The sequence below is a fragment of the Ectopseudomonas composti genome, assembly GCF_900115475.1.
Taxonomy (GTDB): domain Bacteria; phylum Pseudomonadota; class Gammaproteobacteria; order Pseudomonadales; family Pseudomonadaceae; genus Aquipseudomonas; species Aquipseudomonas composti.
Map to the genome: position 1 here is coordinate 695379 of NZ_FOWP01000001.1, position 19062 is coordinate 714440.

A 19062-nucleotide genomic window follows, 5' to 3' on the forward strand; every position below is an offset into this window, starting at 1 on the left:
TTTACAACTCGTAAACTCCGCTTTTTCGCCTGTTTTTGCCTTGCACTGGCTGCCTCGCCTACGTTTTTAAACGCCTGCTTTTCCACAAGGAGTCACGACCATGATGCATGCCGATCTGATCGACCAGGAAGACTTCCGCGAACGCCTGGTAGCACTGGGCCTGAGCATTCCCGATGGTACGTCGCCAGAGCACGCTTGCGAGCTGGCCGTCAGTGGCCTCAGCGCTGAACGCGCCGTGGCCCTGCGCCATCTGGTGGAAGAGTTGCTCGGTGGCAGCGCCACCCTGCTGCCCAACGTGCGCGAAGCCATCAGCCGGCATCTATTGCCGGCGCTGGTACCGAAACCGACCTGATATTGCTCGGTGCGCACGGCGCACCCTACGGACGGACACCCTACAGCAACGACGCAATGAAAACGGGGTGCCACTGGCGCCCCGTTTTCATTGCAGTTCGAGTCAGATACGTACGCTGGCGAAAGTCGATTCACCCTGGGCGCGGTTCAGCGCCAGCACGGCACTGGAGTTGACCTGCTGCTCGGGGATTGGCAGCAGCACCACCAGGTTGTTGCCCTGCTGGCCGGCACGTTCGTCGCGCGGCGGAATGCCGAAGTATTCGCGGTAGCACTTGGAGAAATGCGGCGTGGAAACGAAGCCGCAGACCGAGGCCACTTCGATGATCGACATGCTGGTTTGCTTGAGCAGCTGGCGCGCACGGATCAGGCGCAGCTTGAGGTAGTAACGCGACGGCGAGCAGTGCAGGTACTTCTGGAACAGGCGTTCGAGCTGGCGACGAGAGATGTCGACGAAGCAGGCCAGCTCGTCGAGATCTATCGGCTCCTCCAGGTTGGCCTCCATCAACGCGACGATTTCCTGCAGCTTCGGCTGGTTGCTGCCGAGCATGTGCTTGAGCGGCACGCGCTGGTGGTCCTGCTCGTTGCGGATGCGCTCGTAGATGAACATCTCGGAGATGCCGGCGGCCAGTTCACGACCGTGCAGCTGGCCGATCAGGTGCAGCATCATGTCCATCGGCGCGGTGCCTCCGGACGAGGTGTTGCGATTGCGGTCGATGGAGAACAGGCGAGTAGTGATGGCCGCGCGCGGGAAGGCTTCCTGCATCGAGGCCAGGCACTCCCAGTGCACACTGCAATCGTAGCCATCGAGCAGACCGGCCTTGGCCAGCGCCCAGCTGCCGGTGCATACCGCACCGAGCTGACGGCCCTGGCGCGCCTGCAGTTGCAGCCAGCTGACGTGCTCACGCTTGACGCTGTGCTGGATGTCCACGCCACCGCAGACGATCACCGCATCCAGCGCCGGAGAATTCTGCATGGCGGCGTCCGGGGTGATCTGCAAGCCATCGCTGGCGCAGACCGGAAGGCCGTCATGCGTGAGGGTGTGCCAACGATACAGTTCCTTGCCGGAAAGCTGGTTGGCCATGCGCAGGGGTTCCACCGCCGATGCGAGGGAAATCAGGGTGAAGTTGTCCAGGAGCAGGAAGCCGATGGACTGGGCGACACGGTTCTGGGGTTGCGCCCCTTGGCTGAACTGCGGCATTGATGAAACCCTCACGCTAAGCACGGTATGAGCCCAATCGAGATGGGCCTCTGTTTTCTTCTCGCCCGGATTTGCTGCCCGAGCTGCTATCCATACTAAGGCAAAGGTCATGCCTAAATTGAATGGGCGTTCAATAAAAAATAGACCATGGATGCACGACGCACCAGACGGGCCTTCCAACCCTGTCTCAAGGGCCTGAGAAACGCTCTCAAAGCCTCACGGTAAAAGGCTTTGAGCATTTCGGTAGCACGGACCGAACAGCCTGCTACGGCGTCCCGGGCTGGCAGTAACGGACGGACGGTAACAACGTCGACCAGCCGGTCACACCTGACACGACCGATAGTCGCGAGCACCGCACCAAAATCTCGCGAAACCAGGGGTTTTCCAGAATCGCTGCACCAGCAAAGATCAGGACAAATCAGTGCCAGAGCAGTCGACACTCCGTCAGTCCCACAAGACGTGACGAGCACCCGGTATTACCTGGCTCGTTGGCGATAATGCAGTTTTGACCAGCGCGCCCAAACCTCCAACCGACTCCCCCTTATCCAATCACGCCGTGAGCCAAGGTCTTTTCTCGACATGCCAGTGTCGCTTCTCGCCCAGGGAGCGGCCCACCTCTTGCTGTGAAATAACCCATCGTCCTTCCCAGGAATCTTCCAGCGGTTTCAGCCGCCCGAACAGAGGCACGACCCATGAACAGATTCGCTCGCTGGCTGCTCGTGATTGCCCTCACCACCTCCAGTGCATTGCACGCCGCCGAAGCCGAGCGCTGCGAGCTGGTGCGGCTGAGCGATGTCGGCTGGACCGACATCACCATGACCACCGCTGTCGCACGCCTGGTACTGGGCGAGATCGGCTACCGCACACAGATCCGCCGCATGTCGTTGCCCGACACCTACCGCAGCTTGTCCGAAGGCCAGCTGGACGTATTCCTCGGTAACTGGATGCCGGCGCAAAGCGAGCAGGTGCAGCCGCACCTGGACAGCGGCAAGATCGAAAAGCTGCACACCAACCTGCCCACGGTGCGCTACACCCTGGCGGTGCTGGCACCAGGTTATGAAGCCGGGCTCAAGGACTTCGCCGACATTCATCGCTTCAAGGACGAGCTCGGCGGGCAGATCTTCGGTATCGAGCCCGGCAACGAAGGCAACGAAATGGTCAAAGGCATGATCCGCGACAACGTATTCGGCTTGCAGGGATTCACCCTGGTGGAGTCCAGCGAAAGCGGCATGCTCAACCACGTCGAACGCGCTCAGCGCCTGGGCAAATGGGCAGTTTTTCTGGGCTGGGAACCGCACCCGATGAACGAGCGTCTGAAGATGAGCTATCTGGCCGGTGGCGATGATTATTTCGGTCCCAATTACGGCGCAGCGCAGGTCAACACGGTGGCACGCGGCGGCTTCAGCCAGCAGTGCCCCAACCTGGCCAGGCTGTTTCGCAACATGACCTTCACCATCGCCGCAGAAAACCACTTGATGAGCGCCGTGCTGGAAGGCAATACCAATCGCCGCCGCGTGGCCAAGCAATGGATCGAAGACAATCCGCAGATGGTCGCCGCCTGGCTGGAGGGCGTCACCCGCTACACAGGCGACCCCGTCAGCAAGGTGTTCGACATATCACTGGTAGCTAATGACTGATAAATTCAACGAAATAGCCGAGAAAAACCAATAAAAATGGCAGAAAGCAGAGAGCACGCCGAAGCTCGAAGCCTCGTGTACTCCTCTCACCGACAATCACGGGCAGGCTCGCAAGAGAGATCCACCGTGACCACCTGGTCACATTGCGCCGACTTTCGCGTTTTCAGCGCTTTTCTGCACACCTGCGCCCCTGCATGTAAATTTTTTTCAACATCGCCACAGCCCCCGCAGTACGCTGCCTGCGCCTTGCCCGAAGAGCTGAAAACCAGCATCGGCGCGGCTTTGAGCCTTGGCCAAGGGACAAAAAAGTCTGTTAAGGTTTTTAAGGCACGTTCTCGAAAGCGCACTTCGATGCTCGCATCGAGCGCTATTCGCAACGGCATGCTGCAGTGCTTTCAGGAGCCGGGGAAACAACCAAAACACTGGAAAAGATGTGTCGTGATGGGCCGTGTCGTCGCCCAACACGTCAGGGTCGCAAATCGATAATTGCGCATACCCCAAGACTATATCGTTGAGTCAGCTGATGACGTCGCTGCCGTCTCCCGAGGGGAACGGCAGACTGGGGCCCACCGCCCCGGACCGAAGAACATACAAGCGCTGGCCCACTATCGATAGGGCGCCAGCCCAACAAGAAATTTCGGATGTACGCATGCGCCAGGACGACGCATGAAACCCCAAGGGAATGGGCTTCGAAACACTGCCAGAGGGTTTGGAAAGCGGTTTGCAGCACGGCAAGACAGTGGTCACTCATCGACATATTGCAACGACGCAGCGGGCAGCCTTTGCCACCAGCCGCGTCCGTTGCAGCGTGCCCGAGCGCCACATCCGACGCCTGCCGCGAAGCGCTCGTCAGCCCCGAAACTCAGCAAACACCCACACAGGTATCAGAGGCCTGACACAGCTGTTCTACGCTTCGAAGATGCGTACTCAGCCGTGCCAGCGCGAACTGGATGCCGATTGAAGGGGAAATGTCCCATGCAGTCTGGAAAGATCGTGGTCGAACACCTGTACAAGGTTTTCGGCTCCAACCCACAAGAAGCCATCGACCTGCTCAAGGAAGGCTGGAGCAAGGAAAGGATTCTGGCCGAGAAAGGCGCCGTGATCGGCGTCAGCGATGTGTCGTTCAGCGTCGAAGAGGGCGAAATCTTCGTGCTCATGGGCCTGTCCGGTTCTGGCAAATCCACCCTGATTCGTCTGATCAACCGTCTGGTCGAGCCCAGTGCCGGTGATGTCTTCATCGATGGTCAGAACGTAGCCAAGCTGCCGCAATCGCAACTGATCGATCTGCGCCGTCGCGACATGAGCATGGTCTTCCAGTCCTTCGCCCTGATGCCTTCGCGCAGCGTGCTGGACAACTCCGCCTTCGGCCTGGAAGTGGCCGGCACCGGCCGCAAGGAGCGCGAGAAGCGCGCCATGGAAGTGCTCAAGCAGGTCGGCCTGGACACCTTCGCTCACAAGTACCCGCACGAACTCTCCGGCGGTATGCAGCAACGGGTCGGCCTGGCCCGTGCACTGACGGTGAACCCGTCGATGATCATCATGGACGAGGCCTTCTCCGCCCTCGACCCACTCAAGCGCCGCGAGATGCAGGACGTGCTGCTGGAGCTGCAGAAGACTCATCGCCGCACCATCATTTTCGTCTCCCACGACATCGAAGAAGCCATGCGTATCGGTACCCGCATCGGCATCATGGAAGGCGGCAAGCTGATCCAGGTCGGCACCCCGCAGGAGCTGATCGAGAAGCCAGCCAACGAATACGTGCGCAACTTCTTCGACACCGTCGACACCAGCCGTTACCTCACGGCAGGCCAGCTCATGGCCGACAGCGTGCCAACCTACGTCTACAACGGCAGCGCGCCGGACGCTGCGAAAATCTGCAAGGAGCTGCAGGCGCTGGACAAGCACTACGCCTTCATCGTCGACGAGCAAAACAACTTCCAGGGTTCCATCAGCCTGGAGAAGATCGCTCTGATGGTCGACGGTGACGAGCCCAGACCACTCGAAACGGATGCGCTCAAACAGGTGGTGCCGGTACCCGAAGACATGCCACTGGAAGACGTCATCACCCGTCTGGTGGACAACGAAGGTCCGATCCCGGTGGTAGACGCCGACGGCCATTACTGCGGCGCCATCAGTAAGGGCCGCCTGCTGACCCGACTGCAGGGGGAATCCAATGAGTGACAAGAAACTCGACCTGGGTAGCTGGGTCAACGACGTCGTCCAGCACCTGCTGGATAACTACAGCGGCGCCTTCGACAGCATTGGCAGCGTGGTCGCCGGCTTCTCCGAGGCCATCGAGAAGGTGTTGATGCTGCCGCCGGCCTGGCTGCTGATCGCCATCTTCGTCGGCCTCGGTCTCTGGCGCATTGGTGCACGCTTCGCGGTATTCACCGCGGTGGCCTTCATCCTGATCGTCATGACCGGCTTCTGGGAGCAGACCGTGGTCACCCTCGGCCTGACCTTCTCTGCCACCCTGATCAGCCTGCTGCTGGGTATCCCACTGGGCATATGGGCCGCGCGCAGCGAGCGCGTCGCGATGATTATCCGCCCGGTGTTGGATTTCATGCAGACCATGCCGGCGTTCGTCTACCTGATTCCGGCGGCCATGCTGTTCGGCCTCGGCCGCGTACCCGGCATCATCGCCACGGTGATTTTCGCCATGCCGCCGGCGGTACGCCTGACCAGCCTGGGCATCCGCCAGGTGAACAAGGAAATCGTCGAAGCTGGCCAATCGTTCGGCTGCACCAGCCGCCAACTGCTGTTCAAGGTGCAACTGCCCAACGCCATGCCGTCGATCATGGCCGGGGTCAACCAGACCATCATGATGGCCCTGTCGATGGTGATCATCGCCTCGATGGTCGGCGCCGGCGGCCTGGGTAACGATGTGCTGGCGAGTATCCAGCGCCTGGACATCGGTCTAGGCTTCGAGAGCGGCATGGCCGTGGTGCTGCTGGCGATCATCCTCGACCGCATCACCGAAAGTTTCGGCACGCCGCAAACCGCCAAAGGCGGCATATTCGCCTGGTTCAGTGGCAAGCTGCAGCGCCAGTCTAGCTAATCCGTTTTTTCACTTCACAGGGAACCGCAGATGAAAACGATCAAGACCACCGCCGCCATCGGCCTGCTGTCCTGCGTACTGATGCAGGGTGCCATGGCCGCCGAGCCGGCGAGCTGCAAACAGGTCCGCTTCGCCGAGATCGGCTGGGCCGACATCGCCGCCACCACCGGTGTGGCCATGACCCTGGTCGAAGGCTTGGGCTACCAGCCACGCAAGATCATGGCCTCGGTGCCTATCGCCTTCACCGGCGTGAAGAGCGGCCAGGTCGATGTCTTCCTCGGCTACTGGGCGCCGTCGATGGACTCGGTGATCGAGCCCTTCCTCAAGGGCGACGGGGTCAAGGTACTGCCCAAGGCCAACCTCGAAGGCGCCAAGTACACCCTGGCCGTGCCGACCTACGCGGCCGAAGCCGGCCTGAAGAGTTTCCAGGACATCGCCAAGTTCAAGGATCAACTGGGTGGCAAGATCTACGGCATCGAGCCGGGTAACGACGGCAACCTGTTGATCGACGGCATGATCAAAAACAACCAGTTCGACCTGGGCGACTTCCGCATGGTCGAGTCCAGCGAAGCCGGCATGCTGGTACAGGTGTCGCGCGCCATCAAGAAGAAAGAGCCGGTCGTCTTCCTGGGCTGGGCACCGCACCCGATGAACACCCAACACGACATCACCTACCTCTCTGGCGGTGACGACGTCTTCGGCCCCGACTACGGCGCTGCCAAGGTCTATACCGTGGTACCGCCGGATTACGAAGCGCGCTGCGAGAACGTTGGCAAACTGCTGAACAACCTGCAGTTCACCGTCGATATCGAAAGCCAGCTGATGGAGAAGGTGCTGGAGAAGGAAAACCCGCAGGACGTCGCCAAAGCCTGGATCAAGGCCAACCCGGCGATCCTCGACCAGTGGCTGAGCGGCGTGACCACCTTCGACGGTCAGGACGGGGTTGCCGCCGTGAAGAAACACGTCGGGCTGTAACAGGCCGCGACCCGATACAGGCCCGCAACCCAAGGTTCGGGCCTGGTACCTCCTCGTTGAACGCTAGCGGCTGATTTCTGGCCGTGACGGGGAGACTTTGCCCGCGAACCGGCAATCTGCTGCGCAACACGGTTTCGCAAGGCCCGCAATGAGAACGAGCCAGTCAACGATTTTGCAACTGCCACTCACTGATGGAGCACAATAAACATGCGCGTACTTAAGCATCTCTGCCTCGGCGCTGCCGCCCTGGCCATTGGCATGGGCAGCGCCCTCGCCGCCGACAAACCCACCCTGAAGATCGGCTACGTCAACGGCTGGGACGACAGCGTCGCCGTGACCCATGTCGCCGGAGAAATCCTGCAAAGCAAACTCGGCTACAGCGTCGAACTGAAGCCGGTCGAACCCGCCATCATGTGGCAGGGCGTAGCCCGCGGCGACCTCGACGCCACCCTCTCCGCCTGGCTGCCGGCCACCCACGGCGAGTACTACGAGAAACTCAAGGACAAGGTGGAAATCCTAGGCACCAACTACTCCGGCGCCAAGATCGGCCTAATCGTACCGGACTACGTACAAGCCAAGTCCATCGAAGACCTGGAGAAATACGCCAAGGACTTCGACGGCAAGATCACCGGCATCGACGCCGGTGCCGGCGTGATGCGCCGCACCGAAGAGGCCATCAAGGAATACAACCTGGCCAGCATCAAACTGATGCCAAGCTCGGGCCCGGCCATGGCCACCGCCCTGACTCGTGCCGAGAAGGCGCAAAAACCGATCGTGGTCACCGGCTGGATTCCGCACTGGATGTTCGCCAAGTGGAAACTGCGCTTCCTCGAAGATCCGAAAAAAGTCTTCGGCGACGACGAGCGCGTCGACACCGTGGCCAACCCGGCACTGAAAGAAAAAGCCGCCGACGCGGCCGCCTTCCTCAGCAAGATTTCCTGGAGCGGCGAAGAAGTCGGTTCGGTGATGCTGGCCATTCGCGAAGGCGCCAAGCCGGATCAGGCCGCCAAGGACTGGATCGCCAAGAACCCGGATCGCGTTGCGGAGTGGCTGAAGTAAGCCTTCCTCCAGTCACATCACAAAGCGGGCTTCGGCCCGCTTTGTCGCTTACCCTAGGGTGCGCCGTGCGCACCCGGCTCCATCAGCGACAAGCCGGTGCGCATGGCGCACCCTACCCATGTAATTGATCGATCGATCAAAATCCGCCTAGACTGCGCTCCACTCGTTCCCCGTGGAGACACCCATGCCCAAGGTCGGCATGCAGCCCATTCGTCGTTCGCAATTGATCGCCGCTACCCTGGAAGCCGTCGACCAGGTCGGCATGGCCGATGCCAGCATCGCCTATATCGCCCGCCTGGCAGGGGTGTCGAACGGCATCATCAGCCACTACTTCAACGACAAGAATGGCCTGCTCGAAGCCACCATGCGCCACCTGATGCAGGCGCTCAGCGAGGCCGTGGGCGCACGCCGCCGTGCGCTGCGCGAGGACAACCCGCAAGCACACCTGAAGGCGATGATCGATGGCAACTTCGATGAAAGCCAGGTAAGCGGCCCGGCGATGAAGACCTGGCTGGCGTTCTGGGCCAGCAGCATGCACCAGCCGGCCCTGCGCCGCTTGCAGCGGGTCAACGACCACCGCCTCTATTCCAACCTGTGTGGCCAGTTCCATCGCGTACTGCCGCAAGATCAGGCACGCTTCGCCGCCCGCGGCCTGGCTTCGCTGATCGACGGCCTGTGGCTGCGCGGCGCGCTCTCCGGCGAGGCCTTCGATACCGAACAAGCGCGGCGCATCGCCTATGACTACCTCGACCTGCAGCTGAGCAAAGCCCTGTAAGGCAATCCATCCTGCCCTTGTGGGCTGAAGCCCACCCTACGGGCTGAGCAAAGCTCAGTAGCGTAGGGCGGGTGTAACCCGCCGCCCAAGATGGCGGGTTACACCCGCCCTACCTGACTGTGATGCCTGGCAGGCGTGCAGCTCTATGATTTTTAGCCTCTCAAGATCGCTCGGTGCGCACAGCGCACCCTACGGCCATGTACATGGCGTGCATGTCGCGTTTGGCTGTGCGCTGTCGTTTTTATTGATTGATCGTTCAATTTAAATAAAATAGGCTGTTCTTCAAGCAGATTGCCAAGTGCAGAGGACAGCCCATGCCCCGTTTCGCCGAACAGCAGCTCTACATCGGTGGCCAGTACGTCGCCGCCAGCAGTGGAGAAACCTTCGACAGCATCAACCCGGCCACCGGTGAGGTGCTGGCCAAGGTGCAACGCGCCAGCCAGGCAGACGTCGACCACGCCGTGGCCAGTGCAGCCGAAGGGCAGAAGGTGTGGGCAGCGATGACTGCCATGCAACGCTCGCGCATCCTGCGCAAAGCCGTAGATATCCTGCGTGAGCGCAATGATGAGCTGGCCGAGCTGGAAACCCTCGACACCGGCAAGCCACTGTCCGAAACCCGTTACGTCGACATCGTCACTGGCGCCGACGTGCTGGAGTACTACGCCGGCCTGATCCCAGCCATCGAAGGCGAGCAGATCCCGCTGCGCGAGACCGCCTTCGCCTACACCCGCCGTGAGCCGCTGGGTGTTGTCGCCGGCATCGGCGCCTGGAACTACCCGATCCAGATTGCCCTGTGGAAATCCGCCCCGGCCCTGGCCGCCGGCAACGCGATGATCTTCAAGCCCAGCGAAGTCACCTCGCTAACCGCGCTGAAACTAGCCGAAATCTACACCGACGCCGGCCTACCCGACGGCGTGTTCAACGTGCTCACCGGCAGCGGTCGCGAAGTCGGCCAGTGGCTGACCGAGCATCCGGGTATCGAGAAGATTTCCTTCACCGGCGGTACCGTCACCGGCAAGAAGGTGATGGCCAGTGCCTCCAGCTCCAGCCTCAAGGAAGTGACCATGGAGCTGGGCGGCAAGTCGCCGCTGATCGTGTTCGAGGACGCCGACCTGGACCGCGCCGCCGACATCGCGGTGATGGCCAACTTCTACAGCTCCGGCCAGGTGTGCACCAACGGCACCCGCGTATTCGTGCCGCGCATGCTGCAAGCGCGCTTCGAGGCCAAGGTGCTGGAGCGGGTCAAACGCATCCGTCTCGGCGATCCACTCAGCGACGCCACCAACTTTGGCCCGCTGGTGAGCTATGCGCACATGGACAGCGTGCTCGGCTACATCGAGAAGGGCCGCAGCGAGGGTGCACGCCTGCTGATCGGCGGCACACGCGTCACCGATGGCGACTACGCCAAAGGCGCCTACGTGGCGCCGACCGTATTCACCGACTGCCGGGACGACATGACCATCGTCCGCGAGGAAATCTTCGGGCCGGTGATGAGCATCCTCGTCTACGACAGCGAAGAGGAAGTGATCCGCCGCGCCAACGACACCGACTACGGCCTGGCCGCCGGCGTGGTGACCCGTGACCTCAATCGCGCGCACCGGGTGATCCACAAGCTGGAAGCCGGTATCTGCTGGATCAACACCTGGGGCGAATCGCCGGCCGAGATGCCAGTGGGCGGCTACAAGCAGTCCGGCGTTGGCCGCGAGAACGGTCTGGTCACCCTCGGCCACTACACCCGTATCAAGTCAGTCCAGGTCGAACTTGGCGGCTACAGCTCGGTGTTCTGATCGCCGCGAAAAGCCCGTGGGAGCGGCTGGGCAGCGTACTGCTTTAGCCGCGAAAGGCATCGCGGATGAATCCGCTCCTACAAGAAATCGCCGCCCGTAGCCCGGATACCGTCCGGGGACATTCATCCACGTTCTCCCGGGTTGCTCCCGGGCAACAGGAGGAATCATGACGCAGGAATTCGACTACATCATCATCGGTGCTGGTTCGGCCGGTAACGTTCTGGCCTCTCGTCTGACCGAGGACGCGGACGTCAGCGTGCTATTGCTGGAAGCCGGCGGCCCCGACTACCGCCTCGACTTCCGCACCCAGATGCCTGCCGCCCTGGCCTTTCCACTGCAGGGCCGGCGCTACAACTGGGCCTACGAGACCGACCCCGAGCCGTACATGAACAACCGCCGCATGGAATGCGGACGTGGCAAGGGCCTGGGCGGCTCGTCGCTGATCAACGGCATGTGCTACATCCGCGGCAACGCGCTGGACTTCGACAGCTGGGCCAAGGCCAAGGGTCTGGAAGACTGGACCTATCTCGATTGCCTGCCGTATTTCCGCAAGGCGGAAACTCGCGATATCGGCCCCAACGATTACCACGGTGGTGACGGCCCGGTGAGCGTGACCACCCCCAAGGCCGGCAACAACCCGCTGTTCCACGCCATGATCGAAGCTGGTGTACAAGCCGGTTATCCGCGCACGGACGATCTCAACGGCTACCAGCAAGAAGGCTTTGGTCCGATGGACCGTACCGTGACCCCGGAAGGTCGCCGCGCCAGTACAGCGCGTGGCTATCTGGACCAGGCACGGGCACGTCCCAACCTGACCATCGTCACCCACGCCACCACTGACCGCATCTTGTTCGACGGCAAGCGCGCCAGCGGCGTCAGTTACCTGATCGGCAACTCCAACGACACCGTCACCGCCCGTGCGCGCCGCGAAGTGCTGCTGTGCGCCGGCGCCATCGCCTCGCCGCAGATTTTGCAACGCTCCGGCGTCGGCCCCGCCGCGCTGCTGAACGAGTTGGATGTGCCATTGGTACACGCGCTACCAGGCGTCGGCCAGAACCTGCAGGATCACCTGGAGATGTACCTGCAGTACGCCTGCACTCAGCCAGTATCGCTGTACCCGGCGCTCAAGCTGCTCAACCAGCCGGGCATCGGCGCGCAATGGCTGTTTGCCGGCAACGGCATCGGCGCCAGCAACCAGTTCGAGGCTGGTGGCTTCATCCGCACCCGCCAAGAGTTCGCCTGGCCCAACATCCAGTTCCATTTCCTGCCGGTGGCGATCAACTACAACGGCAGCAATGCAGTGAACGAGCACGGCTTCCAGGCCCACGTCGGCTCGATGCGTTCGCCCAGCCGCGGGCGCATCCAGATCAAGTCCAAGGACCCGCGCCAGCATCCGAGCATCCTGTTCAACTATATGAGCCATGAGCAGGACTGGCAGGAGTTCCGTGACGGCATTCGTCTCACCCGCGAGATCATGGCGCAGCCGGCACTCGATCCTTATCGCGGCCGTGAAATCAGCCCCGGTGCTCACGTACAGAGCGATGCCGAGCTGGACGCCTTCATCCGCGAGCATGCGGAAACCGCTTTCCACCCCTCCTGCTCGTGCAAGATGGGCGAAGATGATATGGCGGTGGTCGATGCTCAGGGCCGCGTTCACGGCCTGCAGGGGCTGCGCGTGGTGGATGCGTCGATCATGCCGGAGATCATCACCGGCAATCTCAACGCCACCACCATCATGATGGCCGAGAAGATCGCCGACCGGATTCGCGGCCGCCAACCTCTGCCGCGCAGCACCGCGCCCTACTTCGTCGCCGGCGAGCGCCCAGTGCGCGGTACGCCGCTGCGCAGTCAGCAAGACAGGTTAGTCGGGTAACTCCTGACGGATCATCCAGTGCCCCTCGGGCGGCATCAGCCGGCCGAGGTCGAAGCGATCCAGTGAGTCCGCGTCGAGCATTTCGATTTGCGGGCTCACCAGTTGCGGCAGTTTTTCGCCCTGCAGGCCACGAACGGCCAGATCCAGCGCGATGCGCGCTTGAATCACAGGTGAGTCGGTGGGCGCGGCCAGCACCTGTCCCTCGCGAATCTGTTCCAGCACCCGTTCGGTGGCGTACAGCGACAGCACTTGTGCCTCGGAGCCGATATTGCGCACCAGTTGCGCGGCGAAGGCCGCCGCCTCGGCATTGGCAATCAGGTAATCCAGATGTGGATGCTGCTTGAACAGCTCGCGCGCCAGTTGCGCCTGCCGACTGCGATCCACCGGACCGTAGCCGCCATGGACCAGGGTCACCTTGGTTCCGGGCAAGGCGTCACGCATGCCGAGCTCGGCATCCTGTACCCAGCCTGCATCGGCTGGACCAGGCAGCCAACCGACCTGAATCGGCCGGCCGCCGCTGATGCGCACCAGATACTCGAGCGTGGTACGCGCCATGTCGGCGAAGTCGACCCGTGAATGCGCGCTGAGTCCTTGGCACTCCAGGCGATTGACCAGATCGATGACCGGCCGCCCCGCCTTGCTCTGCACTTCTGCCGCGCTGCACAGGTCATAGGTGTTGATGCTGGCGACGACGAAGGCATCGGCGCCCTCGGCCACGCAATGCTCGAACTGCTCAACCTGCACATCGGCATGCTCGTAGCCACCGGCCTCATAGATGCCCAGGCGCACGCCCAGACGGTTGGCCTCCTGATCCAGACCCCAGGCCACGCCCCACCAGTAGCGGTCCTTGCCATGGGGCAGTAGCGCGCAGATCCGCCAAGGTTGGCTGGCCACCGGCAAAGGCCGGTAATCCAGCAGTCGACCATCGGCGCGTACCGGATACGGAAACCACTCGGCTGCCAGCAGCGGCTGGCAGGCCAACGAAAGCCACAGAGATAACCAGCGCATGAAGCCATCCTTAGCCCTTGCGGGGCGATGTGCCAGTCAACCCAGCGTAGCACCACCTCTGACACCTGCCCGGGCATCGACAACCTGCAGTTGCCCGGGTCCGGCCAGCGGCCTAGAGTGAAGCGTACAGACCATGAGAACAGCATGACCAACCCCGCCCTGCTCGACCCAAGAACCGCCCGCCTGCTGCCCTGGATCGTTGCCATCGCCTTCTTCATGCAGACGCTGGACGGCACCATCCTCAATACCGCCCTCCCGGCCATGGCTGGCGACCTCAACGAAGACCCGCTGCGCATGCAGTCGGTGGTGATCGCCTACATGCTCACCGTGGCCCTGCTGATTCCGGCCTCGGGCTGGATTGCCGACCGTTTCGGCACGCGGCGCATTTTCTTCGGTGCCATCGCCCTGTTCAGCCTCGGCTCGCTGCTTTGCGCGCTGTCGGAGTCGCTCAGCATGCTGATCGGCGCACGGGTCATCCAGGGCCTTGGCGGCGCCCTGATGATGCCAGTCGGGCGCCTCGTGGTGCTGCGCGCCTATCCACGTTCGGAGCTGGTGCGGATCATGAGTTTCATCACCCTGCCCGGCCTGCTCGGCCCGCTGATCGGCCCAAGCCTCGGCGGCTGGCTGGTGGAGGTGGCCAGCTGGCACTGGATCTTCCTGATCAACTTGCCGGTGGGGCTGCTCGGTTGCTGGGCGGCGCTGCGCCATATGCCAGACCTGCGCGGGCCAGAACGCAGTCGTTTCGATACGGCCGGCTTCCTGCTGTTCGGCGCCGCCATGCTGCTGATCACCGTGGCGCTGGAGGGGCTCGGCGAACTGCACCTGCCGATCATGCGCGTGGTGCTGCTGTTGCTCGGCGGAATGGCCTGCCTGGCTGCCTACTGGCTGCGCGCCGGGCGCATCGAACACCCCCTGTTCTCACCAGCGTTGTTTCACACCCGCAGCTTCGCCGTGGGCATCATCGGCAACCTGTTCGCCCGCCTCGGCAGCGGCGCGCTACCCTTCCTCACGCCACTGCTGCTGCAACTGGCGATGGGTTACTCGCCGGCCCAGGCCGGTATGAGCCTGATCCCGCTGGCACTGGCGGCCATGGCAGCCAAACCCCTGGCCAAACCGCTGATCGAACGTCTCGGTTACCGCAATATCCTCACCAGCAACACCCTGCTGCTCGGTGCCCTGATCGCCAGCTTGGCGTTGGTCGATGCACAGACTTCGACGCTGCAGCTGATTATCCAACTGAGCCTGATTGGCGCCTGCAATTCGCTGCAGTTCACCGCGATGAATACCGTGACCCTGATCGATCTGGACAACCGCGACGCCAGCAGCGGCAATAGCCTGTTGTCGGTGGTGGTGCAGCTCGCGATGGGCCTCGGCGTTGCCTCGGCAGCGGCGCTGCTCAGCGGTTTCAGCCGTGAATTCGGCGACACCAGCCACGTGCTCGAAGCGTTCCAGGCTACCTACCTGTGCGTCGGCCTGCTGTCGATGCTGGCGGCGGCGATCTTCCTGCAACTGGACACGAACGATGGCCGTAGCGGCCGCAATATCGAGGTTTCAGCGGACGAATGAGTGGGCCTGCTACACTGCCGGCCTGTTTCTCCATCCCCGAGTTCTTGCCGTGACCGCTACTGCCTTCGCCAGCCTGCCCATTTCTGCCGCCATGCAGGCCAATCTCGCCGCCATCGGCTATGCCGAGATGACGCCCATCCAGGCCGCAAGCCTGCCGCTGATTCTCAAGGGCCGCGATCTGATTGCCCAGGCCAAGACCGGCAGCGGCAAGACCGCAGCGTTCGGCATCGGCCTGCTGCATCCGCTCAACCCACGTTACTTCGGTTGCCAGGCCATGGTGCTGTGTCCGACCCGTGAGCTGGCCGACCAGGTGGCCAAGGAAATCCGCCGCCTGGCCCGCGCCGCCGACAACATCAAGGTGCTCACCCTCTGCGGTGGCGTGCCCTTTGGCCCGCAGATCGGCTCACTGGAGCATGGCGCCCACGTCATCGTCGGCACGCCGGGACGGATACAGGAGCACCTGCGCAAGGGCACGCTGAAGGTCGACGGGCTCAATACCCTGGTACTCGACGAAGCCGACCGCATGCTCGACATGGGCTTCATCGACAGCATCAGCGACATCATCGAACAGACCCCGGCGCGCCGGCAGACCCTGCTGTTTTCTGCCACCTACCCAAGCAGCATCGAGCAACTCGCCGCACGTTTCCTGCGTAGCCCTGAGCGAATCGAAGTCGAAGCGCAGCATGATGACGGGCAGATCGAACAACGCTTCTACGAAATCGCCCCTGGCCAGCGCCTGGAGGCGGTCAGCACGCTGCTGCGGCATTTCCGCAAGCAGCCGGTAGTCGCGTTTTGTGCCACACGCCAGCAGTGCGATGAACTGGCCGCACAACTGGAAGCCGAGAAGATTTCCGCCGCTGCCCTGCATGGCGATCTGGAGCAACGCGAGCGTGACCAGATCCTCGCCCTGTTCGCCAACCGCAGCCTCAGCGTGCTGGTGGCTACCGACGTCGCCGCGCGCGGCCTGGATATCGCCGGGCTGGAGATGGTGATCAACGTCGAGCTGTCGCGTGATGCCGAAGTGCATATCCACCGCATCGGCCGCAGTGGCCGCGCCGGCGAGAAAGGTCTGGCGCTGAGTCTGGTGGCACCGGCCGAAGCTGGCCGTGCCCAGGCCATCGAAACGCAGCAAGGCCGGGAGCTGGCCTGGTACCCGCTGCCGGCAGCCAAGGCGGGCGGTGAAGCGCTGCTGCCGCCAATGCACACTCTGTGTATCGGTGCCGGGCGCAAGGAGAAGCTGCGCCCCGGCGATATCCTCGGCGCCCTGACCGGCGATGCCGGCATTCCGGGCGATCAGGTCGGCAAGATCGCCCTGTTCGATTACCAGGCCTTCGTCGCCGTGCAGCGCGACGTGGCGCGCCAGGCGTTGAAGCGCCTGAGCGAGGGCAAGATCAAGGGCCGCACGCTGCGTGTGCGTCTGCTGTAAGCACCGCCCTCTGCTGCGCTACGTTGAACCCACGCCTGGGCGCTCGCTGAGCGCCTTGCAGGCGAACGCGACGCGATGGCCGTCGCGTTTTTGTGCAGGCGCCATCGGTTTTGTATCACTCTGGCTCGCAAGATCGCGCACGGGCTCTTAGGCTGATATAAAGCATCAAACGGCCTGGGCCGGAGTTACCCATGCGCAATATTCTGGTCATTGAAGACAGTCCACTGGTACTGAAGATCCTCGAACATCTGTTCCGTCAGGAAACCGATCTGGAGCCGATCTTCTGTGCCTCACTGGCAGAAGCAGAGGTGATGCTGGAGACCTCGTCCGAGCTGTTCTTCGCCGCCATCGTCGACCTGCACCTACCGGATGCACCGGACGGCGAAAGTGTCGACCTGGTGATGCGCTATCACCTGCCGTGCATCGTACTCAGTGGCAGCTACAACGAGCAGCGCCGTGACGACCTGCTGATGAAGGGCGTGGTCGACTACGTACTCAAGGAAAGCCAACACTCTTACGAGTATGCCTTCCGCCTGCTGCACCGGCTCGACCACAACAGCCATATCAAGATACTCATCGCCGACGACTCCACCGCGCAGCGCCACTACATTCGCCACATTCTCGAGCCGCACCACTACCAAATCATCGAGGCCAGCGACGGCAAGGAGACCCTGCGCCAGCTCAATGAGCACCCGGATCTCGACCTGCTGGTGCTCGACCACGCCATGCCCGGCGTCAGCGGCTTCGAGCTGGTCAAGCTGCTGCGGCAGAAACTGCGTCTCAACGACCTGATCATCATCGGTGTATCCGCCGACCCCAAGGGCTCGCTCAGTGCGCAGTTCATCAAGCACGGCGCCGACGACTTCCTGCGCAAGCCCTTCTGCCCGGAAGAGCTGAACTGCCGGGTGATGTCGACCCTGGAGCGGCGCGACCTGATGCGCGCGTTGAAGAAAGCGGCGCAGTTCGATGCCCTGACCGGCCTGAACAACCGCCGTGCGTTCTACGAACAGGGCATGCAGATGCTGCAGAAGGCGCAACGCGAGCAGCGCGAAGTCAGCGTGGCAATGCTTGATCTCGATCATTTCAAGCAGATCAACGACGGCTTCGGCCATGCCAGCGGTGACAGCGCATTGGTGGTGTTCGCTCGGGCGATGAGCAATGCCTTCCCCGATATGCTGCTGGGGCGCCTCGGCGGCGAAGAGTTCGCGCTGCTCACCCTGCACAGTGCCGAGCATGTGGTCCAGGCGCTGGATAAACTGCGTCGGCAATGCGCCGGCCTGCACTATGCCGTCGGCGCGCCGGCACTGTCGTTCAGCGCTGGGCTCTACAAGGGCGAACCGGAAGACCTGGAAAGCCTGCTGCACGAAGCCGACATTCGCCTGTATCGAGCCAAGCAGCAGGGTCGCGCGCGTACCGTACTGGTCTGATCAGGGGCTGTGGCGCTTCAATGTCGCGGCATAGCTGCCGTCGTCGCTCATGGCCTGAATCGCCGCATCGAAGCGCCGAGCAATTTCTCGATGCTGAGCCAGGCTGCGGCGAACCAGGATATGCAGGCCGTTCTCGCTCAAGGGCAGCGGCAGGAACTCCAGCTCATCGCGAATGCTGCTCAACTTGCGCCCGAGCAAGTGGCGCGCAACCAACTCGTCCTCCAGTGCCAGCTGCACGCGTCCGGCGTGCAGCATGCGCGCGGCGATCTCGAAACTGCTGACCCCGACCTTGAGCAACTGCGGGTCGCTGTCGAACTCTTTGGAATAGGCATACCCCCTGACCACCGCGATGCTGTGCGGGTAGAGGTCGGCCAGGGTCTCGAAACGAATGTTGCTCCCCTTGCGCTGCATGAAACGGATGCGATTGACCAGATAGGGCTGGGAGAAATAGCCATACTCGGTGCGGTCAGCGCTGTACCAGGCGTTGATCAGTACATCGTAATCCCCACGCTTGAGCCCCAGCACTGCCCGCTCCCAGGGCACCTCCACATAGCTGGTGGTGTAGCCGGCACGGGCCAACGCCTGCTCCACCAGATCACTGGCCAGACCTTTGCCGGGCAGGCGCTGGTCATTGAACGGCGGCCAGGGGTCCGCCACCAGACGCAACAGTTCAGCCGAGACCAGTGTCGGCGACAGCAGCAAGAGCAAGAGCCAGGCACGCAGAGCGAGCATTGGTGGCGACCCATCAGAAATGATCAGTTCTAGTGATAGCAGGCACAACGCCACTCGTCACTGTCTCATATCTGAGACAGTCATTCGGGCGCCCCATAACGGCCGCCAACGCATTGTTCAGGACCGGCGGCCCAGAGCGGCTTCGGGTAAACTTCAGCGGTTTTCGCGCGGCGCTGGCTGCGTCAGCTGA

16 protein-coding genes are annotated in these 19062 nt (G+C 62.4%); 12 read left to right on the forward strand and 4 right to left on the reverse strand.

Going from position 1 to position 19062, the window contains the following annotated elements:
* Positions 1–100: 100 nt before the first annotated feature.
* Complete coding sequence (locus BM059_RS03065) at positions 101–352, forward strand: hypothetical protein (protein WP_037004484.1); 252 nt, start codon at positions 101–103, stop codon at positions 350–352.
* A gap of 102 nt (positions 353–454) precedes the next feature.
* Here the strand turns inward: BM059_RS03065 and gbdR are convergent, their stop codons facing one another.
* Positions 455–1549 (reverse strand): choline metabolism transcriptional regulator GbdR, encoded by a 1095-nt coding sequence (gbdR, locus tag BM059_RS03070; RefSeq protein ID WP_037004483.1) that lies wholly within the window; start codon positions 1547–1549, stop codon positions 455–457.
* 692 nt (positions 1550–2241) lie between these two features.
* On the opposite strand from gbdR, the gene BM059_RS03075 reads away from it, so the two are divergent.
* Positions 2242–3186 carry an ABC transporter substrate-binding protein gene (locus tag BM059_RS03075; RefSeq protein WP_074936636.1) on the forward strand — a complete coding sequence of 315 codons (945 nt, stop codon included), beginning with the start codon at positions 2242–2244 and terminating at the stop codon, positions 3184–3186.
* An 86-nt stretch (positions 3187–3272) separates the two neighbouring features.
* Here the strand turns inward: BM059_RS03075 and BM059_RS25135 are convergent, their stop codons facing one another.
* On the reverse strand, positions 3273–3569 hold the full coding sequence (locus BM059_RS25135; protein ID WP_139220696.1) for a hypothetical protein: 297 nt from the start codon (positions 3567–3569) through the stop codon (positions 3273–3275).
* A 592-nt stretch (positions 3570–4161) separates the two neighbouring features.
* Between BM059_RS25135 and BM059_RS03080 the strand changes: the two genes are divergently transcribed.
* The 7 genes from BM059_RS03080 to betA all read left to right on the forward strand — a co-directional run bounded on the left by BM059_RS03080 (position 4162) and on the right by betA (position 12713).
* Positions 4162–5367, forward strand: coding sequence for a quaternary amine ABC transporter ATP-binding protein (locus BM059_RS03080; protein ID WP_074936638.1), 1206 nt, complete (start codon positions 4162–4164; stop codon positions 5365–5367).
* On the forward strand, positions 5360–6244 hold the full coding sequence (locus BM059_RS03085) for an ABC transporter permease (RefSeq protein ID WP_037004477.1): 885 nt from the start codon (positions 5360–5362) through the stop codon (positions 6242–6244). Before BM059_RS03080 ends, BM059_RS03085 begins: the two co-directional genes overlap by 8 nt.
* A gap of 30 nt (positions 6245–6274) precedes the next feature.
* Positions 6275–7219: a choline ABC transporter substrate-binding protein gene (locus tag BM059_RS03090; protein ID WP_037004475.1), complete on the forward strand. Its 945-nt coding sequence runs from the start codon at positions 6275–6277 to the stop codon at positions 7217–7219.
* Positions 7220–7426: 207 nt separating this feature from the next.
* Entirely contained in the window at positions 7427–8278 is an 852-nt protein-coding gene (locus tag BM059_RS03095) for a glycine betaine ABC transporter substrate-binding protein (protein ID WP_037004472.1), read from the forward strand.
* A gap of 184 nt (positions 8279–8462) precedes the next feature.
* A complete protein-coding gene (gene betI / locus BM059_RS03100) occupies positions 8463–9053 on the forward strand; it encodes a transcriptional regulator BetI (protein WP_037004468.1) in 591 nt (196 codons plus the stop codon).
* Between the two features lie 314 nt (positions 9054–9367).
* Positions 9368–10840: a betaine-aldehyde dehydrogenase gene (gene betB / locus BM059_RS03105; RefSeq protein WP_074936640.1), complete on the forward strand. Its 1473-nt coding sequence runs from the start codon at positions 9368–9370 to the stop codon at positions 10838–10840.
* A gap of 166 nt (positions 10841–11006) precedes the next feature.
* On the forward strand, positions 11007–12713 hold the full coding sequence (gene betA, locus BM059_RS03110; protein WP_074936642.1) for a choline dehydrogenase: 1707 nt from the start codon (positions 11007–11009) through the stop codon (positions 12711–12713).
* Here the strand turns inward: betA and torT are convergent.
* Positions 12702–13721, reverse strand: coding sequence for a TMAO reductase system periplasmic protein TorT (torT, locus tag BM059_RS03115; RefSeq protein WP_074936644.1), 1020 nt, complete (start codon positions 13719–13721; stop codon positions 12702–12704). The genes betA and torT overlap by 12 nt on opposite strands.
* A 144-nt stretch (positions 13722–13865) precedes the next feature.
* Between torT and mdtD the strand changes: the two genes are divergently transcribed.
* From mdtD to BM059_RS03130, 3 genes are all read left to right on the forward strand, one after another.
* On the forward strand, positions 13866–15287 hold the full coding sequence (gene mdtD / locus BM059_RS03120; RefSeq protein ID WP_037004457.1) for a multidrug transporter subunit MdtD: 1422 nt from the start codon (positions 13866–13868) through the stop codon (positions 15285–15287).
* 49 nt (positions 15288–15336) lie between these two features.
* Positions 15337–16713, forward strand: coding sequence for an ATP-dependent RNA helicase DbpA (dbpA, locus tag BM059_RS03125; protein WP_037004454.1), 1377 nt, complete (start codon positions 15337–15339; stop codon positions 16711–16713).
* 191 nt (positions 16714–16904) lie between these two features.
* Positions 16905–18140 (forward strand): GGDEF domain-containing response regulator, encoded by a 1236-nt coding sequence (locus BM059_RS03130; protein WP_074936646.1) that lies wholly within the window; start codon positions 16905–16907, stop codon positions 18138–18140.
* On the opposite strand, the gene BM059_RS03135 is transcribed toward BM059_RS03130, so the two are convergent.
* The gene (locus BM059_RS03135; protein WP_074936648.1) at positions 18141–18872 is read right to left on the reverse strand and encodes a substrate-binding periplasmic protein; all 732 of its coding nucleotides are present in this window, start codon (positions 18870–18872) and stop codon (positions 18141–18143) included.
* Positions 18873–19062 lie beyond the last annotated feature (190 nt).